The organism is Acidovorax sp. FG27 (assembly GCF_040365715.1).
Classification (GTDB): domain Bacteria; phylum Pseudomonadota; class Gammaproteobacteria; order Burkholderiales; family Burkholderiaceae_C; genus Paracidovorax.
On the sequence record NZ_BAABVY010000008.1, the window covers coordinates 31103 to 49180 of the forward strand.

General features: G+C 71.7%; 13 protein-coding genes. 1 reads left to right on the plus strand and 12 read right to left on the minus strand.

Features of this window, described 5'->3' with window-relative positions:
* Together ABWV53_RS05320 and ABWV53_RS05325 are read right to left on the minus strand one after the other, a co-directional pair.
* On the minus strand, nt 1-510 hold the full coding sequence (locus ABWV53_RS05320; RefSeq protein WP_353363685.1) for a DUF2127 domain-containing protein: 510 nt from the start codon (nt 508-510) through the stop codon (nt 1-3).
* Between the two features lie 77 nt (nt 511-587).
* Nucleotides 588-1505 (minus strand): DMT family transporter, encoded by a 918-nt coding sequence (locus ABWV53_RS05325; RefSeq protein WP_353363687.1) that lies wholly within the window; start codon nt 1503-1505, stop codon nt 588-590.
* A gap of 72 nt (nt 1506-1577) precedes the next feature.
* Here ABWV53_RS05325 and ABWV53_RS05330 point away from each other — a divergent pair, with 72 nt between their 5' ends.
* Nucleotides 1578-2510, plus strand: a complete 933-nt coding sequence (locus ABWV53_RS05330; protein ID WP_353363689.1) for a LysR family transcriptional regulator — start codon at nt 1578-1580, stop codon at nt 2508-2510.
* A 47-nt stretch (nt 2511-2557) separates the two neighbouring features.
* Here ABWV53_RS05330 and ABWV53_RS05335 read toward each other — a convergent pair whose 3' ends face one another.
* From ABWV53_RS05335 to ABWV53_RS05380, 10 genes are all read right to left on the minus strand, one after another.
* Nucleotides 2558-3412: a siderophore-interacting protein gene (locus ABWV53_RS05335; RefSeq protein ID WP_353363691.1), complete on the minus strand. Its 855-nt coding sequence runs from the start codon at nt 3410-3412 to the stop codon at nt 2558-2560.
* 60 nt (nt 3413-3472) lie between these two features.
* Nucleotides 3473-4015, minus strand: coding sequence for a PadR family transcriptional regulator (locus ABWV53_RS05340; protein WP_353363693.1), 543 nt, complete (start codon nt 4013-4015; stop codon nt 3473-3475).
* Nucleotides 4016-4169: 154 nt separating this feature from the next.
* The gene (locus ABWV53_RS05345) at nt 4170-5888 is read right to left on the minus strand and encodes an FAD-dependent oxidoreductase (RefSeq protein ID WP_502903834.1); all 1719 of its coding nucleotides are present in this window, start codon (nt 5886-5888) and stop codon (nt 4170-4172) included.
* Between the two features lie 75 nt (nt 5889-5963).
* Nucleotides 5964-6962, minus strand: a complete 999-nt coding sequence (locus ABWV53_RS05350; protein WP_353363695.1) for an HD domain-containing phosphohydrolase — start codon at nt 6960-6962, stop codon at nt 5964-5966.
* The gene (locus ABWV53_RS05355; protein ID WP_353363698.1) at nt 6959-10711 is read right to left on the minus strand and encodes a PAS domain S-box protein; all 3753 of its coding nucleotides are present in this window, start codon (nt 10709-10711) and stop codon (nt 6959-6961) included. The genes ABWV53_RS05350 and ABWV53_RS05355 overlap by 4 nt, the downstream gene beginning before the upstream one ends.
* A gap of 139 nt (nt 10712-10850) precedes the next feature.
* Nucleotides 10851-12386, minus strand: coding sequence for a polyamine aminopropyltransferase (locus ABWV53_RS05360; protein WP_353363700.1), 1536 nt, complete (start codon nt 12384-12386; stop codon nt 10851-10853).
* An 87-nt stretch (nt 12387-12473) separates the two neighbouring features.
* Nucleotides 12474-13739 (minus strand): Fic family protein, encoded by a 1266-nt coding sequence (locus ABWV53_RS05365; protein WP_353363702.1) that lies wholly within the window; start codon nt 13737-13739, stop codon nt 12474-12476.
* Nucleotides 13740-13819: 80 nt separating this feature from the next.
* Nucleotides 13820-16015, minus strand: coding sequence for a TonB-dependent receptor (locus ABWV53_RS05370; protein WP_353363704.1), 2196 nt, complete (start codon nt 16013-16015; stop codon nt 13820-13822).
* Nucleotides 16016-16191: 176 nt separating this feature from the next.
* Complete coding sequence (locus ABWV53_RS05375) at nt 16192-16416, minus strand: DUF350 domain-containing protein (RefSeq protein ID WP_056661552.1); 225 nt, start codon at nt 16414-16416, stop codon at nt 16192-16194.
* A 102-nt stretch (nt 16417-16518) separates the two neighbouring features.
* The gene (locus tag ABWV53_RS05380; protein WP_353363707.1) at nt 16519-18012 is read right to left on the minus strand and encodes a DUF4178 domain-containing protein; all 1494 of its coding nucleotides are present in this window, start codon (nt 18010-18012) and stop codon (nt 16519-16521) included.
* Nucleotides 18013-18078 lie beyond the last annotated feature (66 nt).

Genomic DNA, 18078 nt, shown 5'->3' on the forward strand with positions numbered 1-18078 from the left:
TCAAGCCTGCCGGCGCCACAGCCGCCAGCCCAGGTAGGCCACCACGCCGGCATTGAGCAGCACCACGGCGCTGGCCGCCCAGGTGGGCCGGTGCAGCCAGTGCCACAGCTCGAACGGTATGTAGAGCCCGCCGGACAGCGCGCCCAGCCATTCGCCCCAGGCCCTGTCGCGCCACAGCCCATAGGCCTCGGTGAAGCGCAGTGCCGCGTAGGCAGTGGCGATGGCGGTGAGCAGCTGCCAGTCGCCATGGCCGGACCAGCGGTCGATGCCGGCCAGCAGCAGCGCCGGGTAATGCGCGCCGGGCTCCAAGCCCACGTGGCCGATCAGGGCGGTGGCGATCTGGTGCAGGTCGCGGTGCAGCAGCCCCAGCACGCCCACGCCCGCGACCAGCGCGACGCTGCCCTTGAGCGCCTCGAAGCCGGCGATGGTGCGCAGCGCACGGCGGGCGGCCGGCGTGTCGGCGGCGGTGTCGGCGGAGGCCGGGTCGGGACGGTCGGCGGTGGAGAGCATGGTTTCTTCGGCCGGAAAAGGGCAGGAGCGCGGTGTGCTGGGGCGCAGTATCCACCGACTCCTGCGCGCCGGCGGCGTCAGCCCCGCCCTTTGCGGCCGGTCAGCCAGAGCGTGCTGGCGACGATGAGCGCGCCCCCCAGCCACCCCGCGCTGCCCAGCGTCTCACCCAGCCACAGCGTGGCGAAGAGCGCGCCCCAGACGGGCTCGGTCCCCATCAGCAGGCTGACGCGGCTGGGCGAATGCTGCCGCAGGGCCCAGTTCTGCACCGCGAAGGCCAGCACCGTGCACCCCAGCACCAGGAACAGCGTGGCGCCCCAGAAGGCCGGCGCGCGGGGCAGCGGCGGCAGGCCGCCCTGCGTGGCGGCGGCCCAGCCCAGGCAGCCCAGGCCCACCACGCCCGCCTGCACCGCCGTCAGGTGCAGGGTGGAGGCCTCGGCGTGGCAGCGGGTGAGCCGGCTCGTCACGCACACCATTACGGCCCGCAGCCCGGCCGCCGCCAGCATCAGCCATTCGCCCCGGCCCCAGCCCAGCCCGTCCACGGCCCATTGCGAGGGCCAGCCGCCCGTCAGCAGCGCGGCGCCGGCCAGCGACACGGCGGCGAAGCCGAACACGGCGGGTGCCGGGCGGCGGCGCAGCAGCAGCCATTCGGCGAACGGCGTGAACACCACGCACAGGCTGATCAGCAGCGCCGCACGGCCGGCCGGCGTGTGCGCCACGCCATAGGTCTCGCACACGAAGATCGCCATCAGCAGCGCGCCCAGCGGCAGGCCCGCGCCCAGCGCAGCCGCCCACTGCGCCCGGTGGGCCCTCCGGCAGGCCGGCGCCAGCACGGCGGCGGTGAGCAAAAAACGCACGGCCAGGAAGCCCAGCACCGGGTAATGGGCCAGCGCCCCCTGCGCCATGCCGTAGCTGGCGCCCCAGCAGGCGGCGACCAGCAGCAGCGCAAGGTCGGCGGAAGGCGCGAAACGGGCGGACGGCAAGGCATGGGTAGTCATGGCGGCCAGTGTGCGTTTGCGCTTGTCGATTGATAATCGGTCGCTTGTGCACAGCATCTGTTCTCACGCCGCATGAATGACGCGCTCGAATCCCTGCCGGACCTGGCCGTGTTCGCCCGCGTGGTGGCGGCCGGCAGTTTTTCGGCCGCCGCGCGCGGCCTGGGGCTGACGCCTTCGGCCGTCAGCCGCCAGGTGGCGCGGCTGGAGGCCCGGCTGGGCGTGCGCCTGCTGGAGCGCACCACGCGCCAGCTGCGGCTGACCGCCGCCGGCCAGGCGGCGCATGCGCGCTGCCAGGCGCTGGAGGCCGCCGCCCGCGAAGTGCTGCAGCTGGCGGGTGCCCATCGCCCCGGCGCCGAGCCCCGGGGCCGCGTGCGCATGAGCGTGCTGAAGGCCTACGGCGTGCAGCGCGTGCAGCCGTTGGTGGCGCCCTTTCTGGCCGCGCACCCCGAGGTGCAGCTGCAACTGGTGGTGACCGACCGGGTGGTGGACCTGTTCGCCGAGGACATCGACCTCGCCCTGCGGGTGACCGACACGCCGCCGCCGGGCCTGGCCGCGCGCCCGCTGGAGGTGGTGGAGCACATCGTGTGCGCCAGCCCCGCCTACCTGGCCGGTCGCGGCCTGCCCGCCGCCCCGGGCGACCTGGCGCGCCACGACTGCCTGTGGCTGGGAGAGCACCCGCACGACGCCCGCTGGCGCTTCACGCGGCAGGGCAGCGGCGCGCAGGCCGAGGCGGTGACGGTGCCGGTGCATGGCCGCCACGCCGTCAACCACAGCGGCATGCGGCGCGACGCGGCACTGGCGGGCCTGGGCATCGCCAGCCTGCCGGGCTTCATGGCGCAGGAGGCCCTGTCCGCCCGCACGCTGGTGCGCGTGCTGGAGGGCTGGCGGCACGAGACGGCCTATTCAGGCACGGCCTGGCTGCTGTACCCGGCGCAGCGTTTTCTGCCGCCGGCCGTGCGGGCGTGGATCGACCACCTGGCCGCCGGCCTGGCACCCGCCGCCTGACCGGCGGGCGCCACGGCAGGCGCACGCAGGCAGGCAGCGCCCGTGGATCAGTCCTCGTGCGTGTCGTGCGTGGCCGCGCTGCCGCGCCGCCAGTAGCCCGAGGCCCGGATCCACTTCGGGTGCACGCCGCGCTCGCCCACCAGGTGGGTGCGCAGCGCCTTGGCCACGGCCGATTCGCACGCCACCCAGGCGTGGATGTCGCCTGTGGGCAGCGCCAGCGGCCGCAGCGCATTGAGCAGGACGGACGCCGTGCCGGGCTCGGCGCCCTGGCGGTGCACCCAGTGGATGCGGGCGTCGGCGGCGGTGGGCAGCGGCTGCTCGTCGGCCGGGCCGTCCACCTCGGCCAGCACCAGCACGGGCGTGCCGGCGGGCAGCTCGGCCAGGCGGCGGGCGATGGCGGGCAGCGCGGTGTCGTCGCCGACCAGCACGTAGCCGTCGAAGGCCAGCGGGACGACCATCGAGCCACGCGGCCCCCCAACGCCGACCTGATGGCCGGGCGCGGCCTGCAGCGCCCAGGCGGTGGCGGGGCCGGCGTCGTGCAGGGCGAAGTCGATGACCAGCGTGCCGGCGGCGGCGTCGTAGGCGCGCGGGGTGTAGTCGCGCATCGTGGGGCGCGGCGCATCGGGCGCGGGGCCGCCCGCCTCGGCCGGCACCGGAAAGGCGATGGCGCCGGTGGCGTCCGGCAGGATGAGCTTGACGTGGTCGTCGAAGCCGGCGCTGGTGAAGCCCTGCAGGTCATCGCCCTCCAGCGTGACGCGGATGCAGTGCGGGGTCACGCGCTCGGCGCGGCGCACGGTGAGCGTGCGGCGGCGCAGTTCGTGGCGCACGCGCTGCGGGGCGCGGGCGCCGAGTTGCTCGGCGGTGGGGGGCGGCGTGGCGGTGGAATCAGGAATGAGGGTCATGGCAAATGGCTTTCTGCCGGTACGGGCCGGCGGGGGGGCGACAGGCGCTTCAGAGGCACTTCAGAGCCGCTCGATCTGCCGGGCGGCGGCATCGAGCGCGTCGGCGATGGCGTGGACCTGCTCGGTCTGCAGCGGCTCGCCGGCCAGCCGCAGGTGCAGCGCATGGCGCAGGTTGTGCACCGCGCGTTCGATGGGCGCGGGCCGGGCCGCGCGCGCCGCGCTGGCGCCGCGCTGCGCCGCCCCCTGCGCGACGCGGGCGAGCAGCGCCTCCACGTCGCCCTGGCGCTCCTGCAGATGGGCGCGGCCCGCGTCGGTGGCGGTGTGCAGCTTGCGCCCGCCGTCGGCGCTGACAGTGACGTGGCCCAGCTCTTCCAGCAGGGTGAGCGTGGGGTAGATCACGCCCGGGCTGGGGCTGTAGCTGCCGCCCAGCTGTTCCTCGATGGCCTTGATCAGCTCGTAGCCGTGGCGGGGCTTGTCGGCGATGAGGCGCAGCAGCACCAGCCGCAGGCCGCCGTGGCCGAAGATGCGTGCGCCGCCGCCGCCTCCCCCGCGTCGATGGCTGGGGGCGGCGTCGCGGGGTTCCCATGGGTCGATGTCGTGCATGTCTTCTCCGATATATCTGATTTATCGAAGATATATCTTTTTTGGAACGGGGCGTGGCGATCGTCGGCAAGACCGCGTAGCGAGCAGGGTCGGCGCGGCCGGCCGTGGCCGCAGCCGCACCCGTAGCCGCGCATTGCAGGGCCAGGCAGCCGAATCAGGCGACGGCGAGGCCGGCGGCGTGGCCGCGGGTGAAGGCTTCCTCGAACACCGAATAGCCCGACCAGTCGGCATGCGCGAAGGCGAGCCGGGCGGTGGCGGGCGTGGGCAGGGGCGCCACGCGCTCCCCATTCGATAGCACCCGGCGCTGATGGGACAAGCGCTCCAGGCCGATCTGGCTCAAAAAGGATTGCAGCCCGGGCGTGGGGATGGCCATGGCGTGGCCGTAGCGGGTGATGTCCATGCGGGTGGCGCGCTCGGCGATGTCGGGGTGCGGCCCGGCCAGGCTCTGCAGGATGCGGTCGCGCCACTGCGTCCATGGCTGCTCGGCCAGCCGGCGGCGGCCGTCCGGCACGTCGCCCAGGGCTTGGTAGTAGCTCAGCACGGTGGGCGCGGGGCGTGGGTCCAGCCGCTGGTGGCCGGCGTCCACGTAGCCCAGGCCGCCGGGGGTGGGGTCGGCGTAGAGCACGTTGTCCCAGGCGGGCGCCGCGCCTTCGCGGTCGGCCAGGGGGGCGTCGATGTGGAGGTTGGCCACCAGCCAGGGCGCCCACGCCAGGCGCTCGGCCGCCGCGCGCAAAAAATGGGGCGCCGGCTGCACCACCCGGGCGGCCAGGAACACGGGCAGCGCCACCACGCAGCGCCGCGCCTGCCAGCGCTCCACGCTGTCGCTGGCGTGGTGGAACACGTCCACCTCCACGCCGCGCGCCGTTTCGGCGATGCGCAGCACGCTGCTGCCGGTGCGCAGCTGCCCGCCGGCGGCCAGCGGCGCGGCCAGCCGCTGGGTGAGCCAGCCGTTGCCCTGGGGCCAGGTCAGCACGCCCTCGCGGTCTTCGGCGCCGCCCCTGTCTTCGCCCGGCGCGTGGAAGCCGTGGCGGCTGGCGAAGTAGTGGATGCCGGCCCAGGCCGACACCCGCGCCAGGCCGGCGCCGTAGTCGTCGCGGCAGCAGTAGTCGAGGTACCAGCGCAGGTGGGCATCGTCCAGCCCCTCCTGGCGCAGCCATTCATCAAAAACCATAGCATCCAGCGCTTGATGGACGGGCGCCAGAGGCTGATTTCGCTTCCATTGGGTGAGCGCCGGCATGGCGAAGGGCGCGGCGCGAGAGAGCGCGGCCACCCGCTCGGCGAAGCGGCGGTACTGCGCCAGCGTGGCCTCGCCCACGCCCTGGGTGGGCAAGAGCCCTTCCTGCCAGGCGCCCCGGAAGTACAGGCGCTCCTGCGGGCTGTGGCAGAGGTGCCGCTCGTCGTAGCGCCAGCGGCCGGCCTCGCGCCGGCGCAGGCCCAGCTCTTCCAGCAGGTCCTGCACGGCGCGGGCGTGGTCGCCCGGCACCGGCAGGTAGTGCGCGCCCAGCGGGCAGGCGATGCCGCCCACCTGCCCGCCCCGGCTGTTGCCGCCGGCCGTGTCTTCCATCTCCAGCAGCACGCAGTCGTCGACGCCGGCCAGGCGCAGCGAGCGCGCCGCCGCCAGCCCCGCCACGCCGCCCCCGGCGATGACGACCTGTGCGCGCCGCACCACGGTGGGCGCCAGCGCGTCGCCGCCCCGGGCCAGCCGGTCGCGCAGCGCGTGGCCGCGCGCCATGTCGATGCCGGTGAAGCCGCCCGCGGCGCCCTGCCGTGGCTGCTGGCAGCCGGCGGTGAGCCCGGCGCCGGCCGCGCCCAGCACGAAGCTGCGGCGGTTGAGCGGCCAGGAGGGCAGGTCGGAGAAGGCGGGGTGGGACACGGCGCGAGCGCAAGCGGTGGGCGTGCCGACTCTACGCCACGGCACCGCCGCGCCCGGCCCGCCCCCGCGCCCGCTTCATTCGGCCCAGCGCGCCTGGATGTCCAGGATCTGCGGCTTCAGCGCGATGAAGGGCGCGACCAGCGACGGGTCGAAGTGCCGGCCCGCCTGCTGTCGCAGGTAGTCGAAGGCGTCTTCCAGGCTCCAGGCTTCCTTGTACGGGCGGCGCGTGGTGAGCGCGTCGAACACGTCGGCGATGGCGATGATGCGCGCCTCCAGCGGAATGGCCGTGCCGGCCAGCCCGAACGGGTAGCCGCTGCCGTCCCACTTCTCGTGGTGCGCCAGCGCGATGGTGTGGGCGGTGCGCAGCAGCCCCGAGGGGTGCTCGCCGATGATCTCCGCGCCGATGAGCGGGTGCTTTTTCATCACCTCCCACTCCGCGGCGTCGAGCTTGCCGGGCTTGCGCAGCACGGCGTCGGGCACGCCGATCTTGCCGACGTCGTGCATGGGCGCGGCATGCAGCAGCTCTTCGGCCCAGGCCGCGTCCATGCCCAGGGCCAGCGCCAGCATCTGCGCGTAGAGGCTCATGCGGATGACGTGCTTGCCCGTCTCGTCGTCCTTGTACTCGGCCGCCCGGCCCAGGCGCTGCACGATCTGCAGGCGCGATTCGCGCAGGGCCTCGGTGCGCACCAGCGACAGGTGGTTGCGCACGCGCGCGCGCACCACGGGCGCGCTGACGGGCTTGGTGATGTAGTCCACCGCGCCGGCCTCGAAGCCCTGAGTCTCGTCCACCACGTCGTTGAGCGCCGACACGAAGATCACCGGCATGCAGCCCAGCATCGGGTCGGCCTTGATCTGGCGGCAGACGCTGTAGCCGTCCATGTCCGGCATCATCACGTCGAGCAGCATCAGGTCGGGGCGCTGCTGGCGCGCGATCTCGACGGCCTGGACGCCGGCGGTGGTGAACAGCAGCCGGTAATCGTCCTGCAGCACCTGGCGGAGCACCTGCAGGTTGGTGGGTTCGTCGTCGACCAGCAGCAGGCGCGGGCGGCGGTCTTCATGGGGCGGAGGGTTCATGGCTCGGCCGTTTCCTGGCGGGCGTGGGCGCTGCGCAGGGCCTGCAGGCAGGCGCGCGCCGCGTCGAAATCAAAGCGGTTGAGGGTGTCCTGCAGCCGGTCGGCGTCGGGCCCGGGCAGGGCCGCCAGCAGTTGGCCGAGCGGTGCTTCGGCGATCTCGAACCGGCCGAGCGACTGCGCGAGCGCGTCGATGGCGTCGCCGATCTGGCCGGGGTCGGCCGCCGGGGCCCGCGCTGCCCTGGGGCTTTCGGGGGCCGGGGGCGGCAGCGCCTCACGCACCGACTCCAGCGCCGGCACCATGGCGGCGAGCGCGTCGCGCGCCAGGTCGGCATCCGCGCTCTGCGCGGCCCGCTCCAGGCCCTCGGCGGCGGCCTGCAGGCGCACCAGGGCCAGGTTGGCGGCGGCGCCGCGCAGCCGGTGGGCGATGCCGGTCAGCCGGGTCCAGTCGCCGGCCCGTTCGGCGGCCTGCAGGTCGCCCACCAGGCTCCAGGCATCGGGCAGGAACCGGTCGATGGCCTGGCGCAGCGCCTGGGGCCGGCCCCAGGCCTGCAGGCCGCGCCGCCAGTCGATGGGCGGCGCGGTCGCGGCGAGCGACAGAGAGGTGAGCGGCAGAGGCAGCGGGGGCGCGAGCACCGGCATGGGCACGGCGGGCGCCGGCGCGGCCGTGCCGGCCTGCGGCGCCTCGGGCAGGTCCAGCACGCGCGCGATCTCCTGGCGCAGCTTGGGCGGCTCGACCGGCTTGCTGGCGAAGCCTTCCATGCCGGCGGCCCGGGCGTTGCGGCGGTCCTGGTCGAGCACGCTGGCCGAGAGCGCGATGACCGGGGTGGGCCGCAGCCCGCGCTCGGCGTCCTGGGCGTGCAGGCGGCGGGTGGCTTCCAGCCCGTCCATCCCGGGCATCTGCAGATCCATGAGGGCGATGTCGAACCGCTCGCGCGCGGCGGCCTGCACGGCCTCGGCGCCGCTCGCCGCGCAGGTGAGGGTGTGGCCGCCCCGGGCGAAGACGATCTGCAGCAGCTCGAGGTTGGCGGCGACGTCGTCCACCGCCAGGATGCGCAGCGGCGGCAGCTGCACCGTGTCCTGGCCCATCTGCACCTCCATCGCCGCCGCGCTGGCGCGGGGCAGGGGCAGCCGCACGGTGAACACGCTGCCCTGGCCCGGCGTGCTCTGCACGGTGATGCTCCCGCCCATGAGTTCGGCCAGCTGCCGCGCGATGGTGGTGCCCAGGCCCGAGCCGCCGTAGCGCCGGGTGGTGGAGGCGTCGGCCTGCGCGAAGGGGTCGAAGATGTGGCTGAGCCGGGCCGCGTCGATGCCGATGCCGGTGTCGGCCACGGCCAGCTGCACCTGGCCGTCGGCGTGCCGCACCTGCAGGGTCACGCCGCCCTGGTGGGTGAACTTGAGCGCGTTGCCGACCAGGTTGACCAGGATCTGCTGCACGCGGAAGGCGTCGCCATGCCAGAACTCGGGCACGTCGGCCGGGTAGTCGCTCTCGAGCGCCAGCGCCTTCTGGTCCGCCTGGATGCGCAGCGAGCCGACGATCTGCTCGCACAGCGCGCGCAGGCTGAAGTCGTGCTGCTCGAGCAGCACGGCGCCCTTCTCGAGCTTGGCGGTGTCCAGGATGTCGTTGAGCAGCCGCAGCATGGAGCGGGCGGCCCGGTGCACGGTGGCGAGCTGGCGCCGCTGCGCGGCTTCCAGCGGGGTGTCGAGCAGCGCCTCGGTGAAGCCGATGATGGCGTTCATCGGCGTGCGGATCTCGTGGCTCATGTTGGCCAGGAAGGTGGCGCGGGCCAGGGCCGCGGCCTCGGCCGCCTCCTTGGCGGTGCGCAGGTCCTGCTCCATGGCGCGGCGCTCGCTCAGGTCGGTGGCGAACTTGACGATCTTGGTGGTGCGGCCCTGCGCGTCGAGGATGGGGTTGTAGGTGGCCTGGATCCACACCTCGCGGCCGCCCTTGCCGACCCGCTGGTACTCGCCGGCGTCGAGCTCGCCGCGCGCGAGGCGGTCCCACAGCGCCACGTATGCCGTGTCCTGCACGTACTGCGGGGTACAAAAGAGCGCATGGTGCCGGCCCTGCACTTCTTCCAGCGTGTAGCCGAACAGGCTCAGGAAGTTGGCGTTGGCCGTGATGAGGCAGCCGCAGAGGTCGAACTCGGCCACGGCCTGCGCCCGGTCCAGCGCGCGCAGCACGCCGGAGAATTCGGCGTTGCGGGCCTTGAGCTCGGACACGTCCATCACCACGCCGTCGATGTAATCCACCCGGCCCGGCATGTCCGAGCCGCCGCGGCCGGTTTCAGACACCCACACCACCGCGCCGGAGCGTGCGATGAGGCGGTACTCGATCTGGTAGCTGCGGCCCTCCTGCACGGCGGCGGAGATCTCCGCCCACACCGCGTCGGTGTCTTCCGGATGGATCAGGCTGCCGAAGACGACGCGGCCGCTGACCAGGTCGTCCGCCATCCAGCCGGTCAGATTCTCGACCGCATCGCTGATGAAAAGCATCGCCCAGTCGCTCTGGAAGCGGCACCGGAAGGCCACGCCGGGGATGTTGCGCACCAGCGAGCGCAGCTGCGCCTCGCCCTGGCGGCGCTCGGCCTCCAGCGCCCGGCGCTCGGTCAGATCGACCAGGAAGCCGACGTAGAGCGGCAGCCCCGGCTGCTCCACGCGGCCCACGGCCAGGCGGATCATCACCGGGCTGCCGTCCTTGCGCTGCGCCTCCAGCTCGCGGCTGCTGCCGGTCATGCGGCTGAAGGCGGTCTCTCCGTGGCTGCGCCGGTAGGCCTCGTAGCTCTCGCGGTGCTGGGGCGCCACGATCATGGCGACGTCGCGCCCCAGCACCTCGTCCTCGCGCCAGCCCAGCAGGCGCTCGGCGGCCTTGTTGTACGACTGGATGACGCCGTCCGCCCGGATGGTGATGATGCCGTCCACCGCAGTCGCCAGCACGGCGCGCAGCCGCGACTCGTCGGCCATGGCCCGCCGGTACAGCACCCGGTGGCGCAGGGCGGTGTTGGCGACGCCGACCACCACCATCAGCAGCACGGACACCGCGGCGATGGCGAGCGACAGGCGCCCCTTGAACGCAGCGGTGTCGGCGGAGGGCGAGACGATCGGCCCCACCAGGCGCACGGCGTCGATGCTGATGTAGTGCATGCCGGCGATCGCCAGGCCCAGCACGGTGCCACCGGCCAGGTCGGCCAGCCAGGGCGACACGCCCGGGCGCTGCTGCAGCCAGAGCCGCGCATGCAGCGCCGCCACGGCCAGGGCCAGCGCATACGCCATGGACAGCAGGAAGCCCCAGACGTCGTAGCGGATCACCGGAGCCAGGGTGGAGGCCGACATGCCCAGGTAGTGCATGAGCCCGATGCCCGAACCCATGAGCAGCCCGCCCAGCGTGGCGCCCCGCCGCCCGGTGCCGGGCCGCGCCATCACCGACAGCGCGACCCAGGCGGCCAGCACGCTGGGCACGATGGACAGCGCCGTGATGCCCGGCCGGAACGAGCCTTGCGAGCAGAGCGCGGACGCCAGCATGCCAACGAAATGCATCGCCCAGACCCCGCCGCCCAGCGCCAGGGCGGCCGAGGCCACGGTGGCGCGGCGGCCCAGGGCGGTGGACGCCATGCGCGCCAGCCCGGCCAGGTGCACCGCCATGACCGACGCCAGCACCGCCAGCCCCAGCGACAGGGCGACCAGCCAGGGGTCGTGGCTCCACGACACCTGCGGGTCCCGCGCCACGCCGACGACGAAATACGGGTCGAACATTTGTTAACAAAAACGGATTTGCCGCAAATTCTGCCTGACGGTTTTCCTTCGCGTGCGCGGCGTTGCGAGTGCCCCACGGCGCCCGGTGGCTTGGCCGGGCATCGGGCGGGGCCGGCGTGGGCCCCCTGCGGCGCGGCGGTCAGTGCGTGACCCGGCCCCACTCCTGCTCATAGGTGTGCACCAGCACCTGGTTGGACAGCCGGGTCACCTCGGCCGGCACCCGCGCCATGTCGAGTGGGAAGTCGAACAGCAGCGGCAGCGTGGGCGCCGACAGAAAGCGCAGGCCGGCCGGCAGCGCCGTGGGCAGCCGCCAGGGGCGCCGGCTGGCGATGACGAAGCCCCATTCGCCGAAGCTGGGCACGTGCGCGTGGTAGGGCGCGGCCGTAAGGCCCACCGATTCGATGGTCTGCACCACCGTCCAGAAGCTCTGGCGCGCCACCAGGGGCGAGGTGGTCTGCACCACCGCATAGCCGCTGGCCGAAAGCCGTTGGTCGAGCAGCGCGTAGAAGCTGTTGGTGTAGAGCTTGCCGATGGCGAAGTTGGTCGGGTCGGGAAAGTCCACCACGATCACGTCGAAGGTGTCCGACCCCTGCTGCAGCCACTGGAAGGCATCGGTGTTGACGATGTGCACGCGGGGGTCGGCCAGCGCGTGGCCGTTGAGCTGCGTCAGCGTGGGGTTCTGGCTGAACAGCTGCGTCATGGCCGGGTCCAGCTCCACCAGCGTGACCGACTCGACCGACGGGTACTTGAGGATCTCGCGCACCGCCATGCCGTCGCCGCCGCCCAGCACCGCCACCCGTTTTGCAGCGCCCTGCGCGGCCATGGCCGGGTGCACCAGCGCCTCGTGGTAGCGGTATTCGTCGCGCTCGGCGAACTGCAGGTTGCCGTTCAAGTACAGCCGGTGCCCTGCCTTGCCCTGCGTGACGACGATGCGCTGGTAGGGCGAGGCGCTGCTCATCACGATGCGGTCCTGGTAGAACTTGTCTTCGGCGAAGCGCGTGATGTGCTCCGCACCCGCCAGCCCCGCCAGCAACGCGCCCGCCACCGCCGCGCAGGCGAGGGCATGCGCCCGCCAGCGGCGCAGCTCGTGCCGGAAGAGCCACAGCGCCCACACCGCCACGGCCGCGTTCATCACGCCGAACAGCAGCCCCGTGCGCACCAGCCCCAGGTGCGGCACCAGCAGCAGCGGAAAGGCGAGCGACACCGCCAGCGCGCCCAGGTAGTCGAAGGTGAGCACCTGCGAGACCAGGTCCTTGAGCTGCGCGTTGCGCTTCAAGATGCGCATGACCAGCGGAATCTCCAGCCCCACCAGCGTGCCCACGGCGAACACCATGCCGTAGAGCAGCACGCGGAACGCGCCGGGCACATAGGCATTCGCTACGAAAAGAATAGCAGGAAGCGCCCCACCGATGAGCGCCACCAGCAATTCGATGCGCAAGAAGTGCGCCGGCAGCTGCCGCTCGAAGTAGCGCGACAGCCACGAGCCCACGCCCATCGCGAAGAGGTAGGTGCCGATGACGGTGCTGAACTGCAGCACCGAATCGCCCAGCACGTAGGACGCCAGCGCCCCGGCCGCCAGTTCGTAGAGCAGCCCGCAGGCGGCGATGACGAAGACGCTGGCCAGCAGGGCGATGTCGATGGGGCGGGGGGTGGCTTGCAGCGCGGGTGCGGTCATCGAGCGCCCCGCGTTGCAGCGTGAAGGCGCGCCCCAAGCGGGGTGCGTTCCGACGGGTGTGGTGTCATGGGGGCCTCGGCTACGGGTTCACAGCTTCATCAGCTCGATATAGCGCTGGTAGCTGTAGCTGCGGTTTTTCTTCTGACCGGTCAGCTCGGTCGTGATGCCCAGTTCGGTCAACGTCTGGACGGCGGCATTGGCCGTCGGGAAACTGGTGCCCAGGTGCTGGCGTACCCGCTCCACGGTGAAGCGCGGCATCATCGGCAGCATCTCGAACAGGCGGTAACTGGCAGGCCCCGCCTTGGGCGCCTGCAGCAGCCGCTTGCGGTCCGCGGCCACCAGGCTGGCCATGGCGACGATGCTGCGTTCGGCCTCGGTGGCCGCCGTCTCCACGCCGCGCAGAAAGAAGCCGACCCAGCCTTCCCAGTCGCCATGCATGCGTATGCCGGAAAGGTGGCGGTAGTAGTCGCCCTGGTGCTGCTTGAGGTAGCCGCTCACGTACATCAGCGGCTCCGGCAACAGCGACCAGTGCTCCAGCAGCGCAGCGATCAGCAGCCGGCCGATGCGCCCGTTGCCGTCCAGGAACGGGTGCACCGTCTCGAACTGGGCATGCACCAGGGCGATCTTCACAAGTGGTGGCAGATCGGTGGAGGACTGGTGAATGAAGCGCTCGAGATCGCCCAGCAACGCAGGCACCTGGTCCGCGGGCGGCGGCACGAACACCGCATTGCCCGGCCGGCTGCCGCCTATCCAGTTCTGCGAACGGCGCAGCTCGCCGGGCTGCCGGCCGTGGCCGCGCGCTCCGCTGAGCAGCAGACGGTGCGCGTCGCACAGCAGGCGCACGCTCAAGGGCAGGCCGGCGGGGTCACGCAGGTTGTCCTGCACCACCCTGAAGGCGCGCAGGTAGTTCGTGACCTCTTCCACATCTTCGGTGTTGCTTATCGCCAGCCCCGCCTCGTCGTCGAACAGGTCGGCCAGGGTCGCTTGCGTGCCTTCGATCTGCGACGTCAGGAGCGCTTCCTTGCGGATCGCGCTGTACAGAAGCCAGTCCACCGACGGCACGAGCCCCGCCACGCCGGCCAGGCGAGCGAGCGCCATTTCGGCCGCATGGTTGGCGGCCTCGAACGTTCCGGGCACCAACGGCGGCTCCGTGGGTGGGAGCGCGTGCGGCACGAAGGCCCGCACCGTTTCGCCGAGCGTGGTGGAGGTGACGAAGCTGCCGGTGCTGCGCATCGTATGAAAGCACTGTTGAATGAAGCTGCGTCGTATTAAAGCACCCTTTAATTTGAGCGCAGGCTCTGCAACAAGGGAAGCCCAATGGGTCCGGTGCGGCCGAGGGGTCCGCACCAGCACGGCCCATCCAGGCGCAAGGCACAGCCACGGCTCATGCCATCGACATGCCGGTCTTTCTCACACCTCCTCCTGCGTGAGTTTCAGAACTGGTAGTTCGCACTCAGCAGGAAACTGCGCGGCGCGCCGGGCATGGCGTTGGAGCGCCAGTATTCCTTGTCCAGCAGGTTCGACACGGCGAGCGTCACCGTCCACGGTGCGGCACGCCAGCCGACCAGGGCGTCCCAGCGGGTGTAGCCGGGTACGGTGGCGGTGTTGAGCGCGTTGGTGTAGCGGCGGCTGGTGTGGGTGACGCCGACTTCGCCGTACCAGGCGCCCGCCGGGGCGTAGCGCAGGAACAGGTTGCCGTTGCGCCTGGCGGTGTTGGGCAGGTACTTGCCCACGTTGGCGGGCACGCTGACGTCTTCGGTGACCTGGGCGTTCATCAGGCCGACGCCGCCGCGCACGTACCACGACGGGGCCATGCGGCCGGCGGCGCTGAATTCGAGGCCGCGCGAGCGTTCCTTGCCGCGCAGGGCGAAGCGGTAGGGGTCCAGGTCGGGCTCGGGGCGGTAGCGGATGTTGTAGTGCTCCAGCTCGTACACCGCCAGCTGGGTGGAGAGGGCGCCGTCCAGCCAGTCGCTCTTGACGCCCAGCTCGATCTGGCGCGAGTGCTGGGGCGCTTCGTCCAGCACGGCGGTGGCGCTGGTATCCACGCTGAGGATGCCCCGGCCGCCGTAGGGCGAGAAGCTCTTGTTCCACGAGGCGTAGAGGCTGTGGTCGCGCACCGGCTGCCACACCACGCCCACGCGCGGGCTGACGGAGTGGCCGTCGGTGTCGCGCTGAAAGCCATTCAGGCGGTTGGTGCTCTCGAAGGTGTAGCTGTCGTAGCGCACGCCCAGCAGCGCCTTCCATTGCGGGGCGAGGTGGATCAGGTCCTGCGCGTAGAGGGCGTTGCCCTTGCCGACGTGCAGGTTGTGCTGGGTGGGAGCGCCCTGCGCGGGCCGCACGGCGTTGAACACCGGGTTGAACGGATCGACGTAGCCGTTGCTGTTGGCGGTGGAAAAGAGGCGCGGCGCGCGCTCTTCCTCGCTGTGGTCCAGGCCCACCAGCAGCTCATGCTGCATGCCGGCAATGTGGACACGGCCGGTCAGGTCCACCGTGTTCGAGGTGGTCTTGTTGGCGGTCTGCTGCCAGGCGTAGCTTTGGCGCACCTGGCCGCGGTAGCTGCAGGCGGCGCCGGCGGAGGTGCGGCCCTGGGTGTTGCAGTAGGTGCCCAGGTAGTAGTGGTCGAAGTCTTGGTCGGCCTCGCGGCGGCTGGCGACCCAGCGCACGCTCCAGGCGGAATTGAAGTCGTAGCTCAGGTCGGAGCGCCAGACGCGCAGGCGGTCTTCGACATAGTCGCCGGGCTGGGCGAAGCCCTGGCGGATCGACACGCCGGCCGGCATCTGGTCGTAGGCGGGGCTGCGGTCGGGCACGCGCCAGACGTTGTCGTGGGTGTACTGCCCCGTCCAGCGCAGGCCCTGGCGGTTGTCCACCAGGATGCTGGGCGAGATCATCTCGTTCTGGTTGCGGATGCCGCTGCGGAAGCTGTGGGCCTGCTCGCGGTCGGCCGTCAGGCGCACGGCGACGTTGGGGCTCACGACCTTGTTGATGTCGATGGTGCCGCCCACGTTGTCCCAGGAGCCGCCCCGCAGCGTGACGCTGCACTTGGCGTCGAACCGCGCCTGCTTGCTGACGAGGTTGATGACGCCGCCGCCGGCGCTGCGGCCGTACAGCACCGAGGCGGGGCCCTTGAGGATCTCGATGCGCTCGACGTTGGCGGTGCTGCGGCGCACTTGGCCGCTTTCACGCACGCCGTCGCGGTAGATGTCGCCCGCGTCGGCCTGGAAGCCCCGGATCATCACGCCCTCGCCGCGCATGTCGTAGCTGGTGTTCACACCCGGCACGCCGTCGAGCATGGTGGCCAAGTCGTTGATGCCGTAGCTCTTGTACTTGTTGACCTCCAGCGTGTCGATGGTCTGCGGGATGTCCCGGGGCGCCATGTAGGTCTTGGTGGCGGTGGTCACGCCTTCGGGCCGCACGTCGTCCGGGTCGTACTGGCTGCCGGTGACGTGCACGGTCGGCAACGCCTGGGCGGGGACCGGGGTGGGCGGGGCGGTGGCGTCCGCTGTCGGCACGGGCTGCGCCCCGGCCGCCGCGCTGCAGGCCAGACCGGCCAGCAGCACGGTGGCGGCGCGGGACACGGCCCGCCGTTGCATGGGGTGCGACGCACCCCCTCTTTCCTTCCTGTTCGTCATGACGCGCTCCTCGAGATGGGGTGGGCCGCATGTGTAAACGGCCCGTATCGAAAAGCGCGGAATTGTAACTATTAACGAGAACTATTCTCATTCAATACATGGCCGGCATGGGGACTGTCGCCCATCCGCCACAACCTCCCCCACCGCCTGCTGCCTGCTTGCCTGGGCGGAGCGCCCTACCCCCCGTGGATCGCCGCCGCCACGATGACACTGATGCCCAGGCACATGGCCGCCACCACCATGGCCAGCGCCTTGTTCTGCTTGACGACGATCTCGGCCCACAGGTCGTAGGGGGTGATCTTGTCGATGATGATGAAGCTGATCCAGAACACCAGCACGCCGACCAGCGCGAACAGGATGGAGCCGAAGAACGCGGCGGGCCGCAGCCATTCAAGAGCCATGATGAAGATCTCCTTCAGGTGAAGACGAACACGAAAATGAACCAGCGCCGGCCGGCCGCTGTCCGGACGGCATGAAGCGCTGGCGCGCGGCGCGGGCGGCGGTCACTTGTGCCCCCCGCCGCTGGAATAGCCGCCGAACGAGCCACCCGAGCTGCGGTAGCCGCTGCCCGAGGAGCCCGAGCAGTTGCTCATCAGCACCAGCAGGATGATCAATATGACGGCGATGACGATGATGGTGCCGCAGCCGATGCTGCTGGCTGCGGCCAGGGGCGCCGCGTCGGCCCGGTCGAAGGCGGCCTTCTGGCCATCCAGCTTGAAGGCCTGCGCCACGGTGCCCGCATCGATCTTGCTGCCGGCCGACCAGGTGATCTCGCGCGGGGTCTGCTCCATCGACAGGATGCCGCGGCCGCTGCTCGCGAAATCGCGGTTGAAGGTCTTCTGGCCGCGCTCGACCGGCCAGTAGAACTCGCCCAGCACGTAGGTGGTCTCGGCGTTGTAGCCGTACTGCTGGCGGTAGGCGGTGCCCAGGTAGGTGGCGGTCTGGCCGTCCCGCGACAGCTGCGGGGCGCCGGTGGCGGGTCGCACCAGGCTCCAGCCGTCGGTCGCGTCGACCAGGAAGGCGAAGCCCCGCTTCTGGTGGTAGAGCAGGTACTCGCTCCAGCCGAAGTGCTCGTCGTCGCCCGGCTCCACGCCCATGCGGTGCTGAAAGCCCACCACCTGCCAGTGCACGCCCTCCAGCTGGCCGACGCTGCCCAGCGGGATCAGCGGGCGCACGGGCTCGTCCTGCTCGGCGTGGCGCAATTCGCCGCCGATGCCGCTCGTCAGGTCGATCAGGCTGCGGCAGGACGGGCAGGTCACGCTCTTGGTGGAGCCGAGCTTCACGCTCACCGGCGCGCCGCAGTTCGGGCAATTGAATTGCCGGCCCGTCTCCTCCTTGGCCGACTCGTCCTTCAACCCCTGCAACTGCAACTCGCCCAGCTGCACCGACCGGCCGCGCTCGACCTTCGGCGGCGTGCTGCCGTAGTCGATGGACAGCACCTCGCCGTCGGCGCTGCGCAGCTCCACCACCGTGAAGAGCTGGCCCAGTGGCGGCAGCTTGGGCAGCTCGCCCTGCGCGGAGATGAGCTGCGCCTGCACGTTGGCCGCCACGCTGTAGGGCTTGCCGCCCACGGCCGTCGTCATGCCGACGCGGAACTGCCCCGCCGCCGGCACTTCGCGCGCCAGGTCGGCCGGACGAGTGAACACATAGGCGCCGTTGTCCTCGCCCAGCGTGGCGGTGGTGCCGTCTTCCAGGAAGGCGTTCCACTCGGTCCAGGTGCCGGCATCGCCCCGGTACTGCAGGCGGCCGATCAGCGTGAAGGACAAGGTGGCGCCGCCCAGCGCCACGCGGCCGGTGGCCATCAGCTGCAGCGGACTGTGGTCGTCGAACAGCTCGGCCATCTTGCCGATGCGCGTCAGCACCTCGCCGCTGCGCACCACCGTGCTCTGGCAGTACGGGCAGACGGCGTGGGTGGACTGCGCGCTCTTGAATTCGACCGGCGCGCCGCAGCCCGGGCAGGGGGCGTGGTAGTGCCGCTGGATGCCGCTGTCGGCCATGCGGAGACGGTTCTTTGAAGTGTTTTGAGCCTCTGGCGCCCGTGTATCAAGCGCCTTCAGCTATTT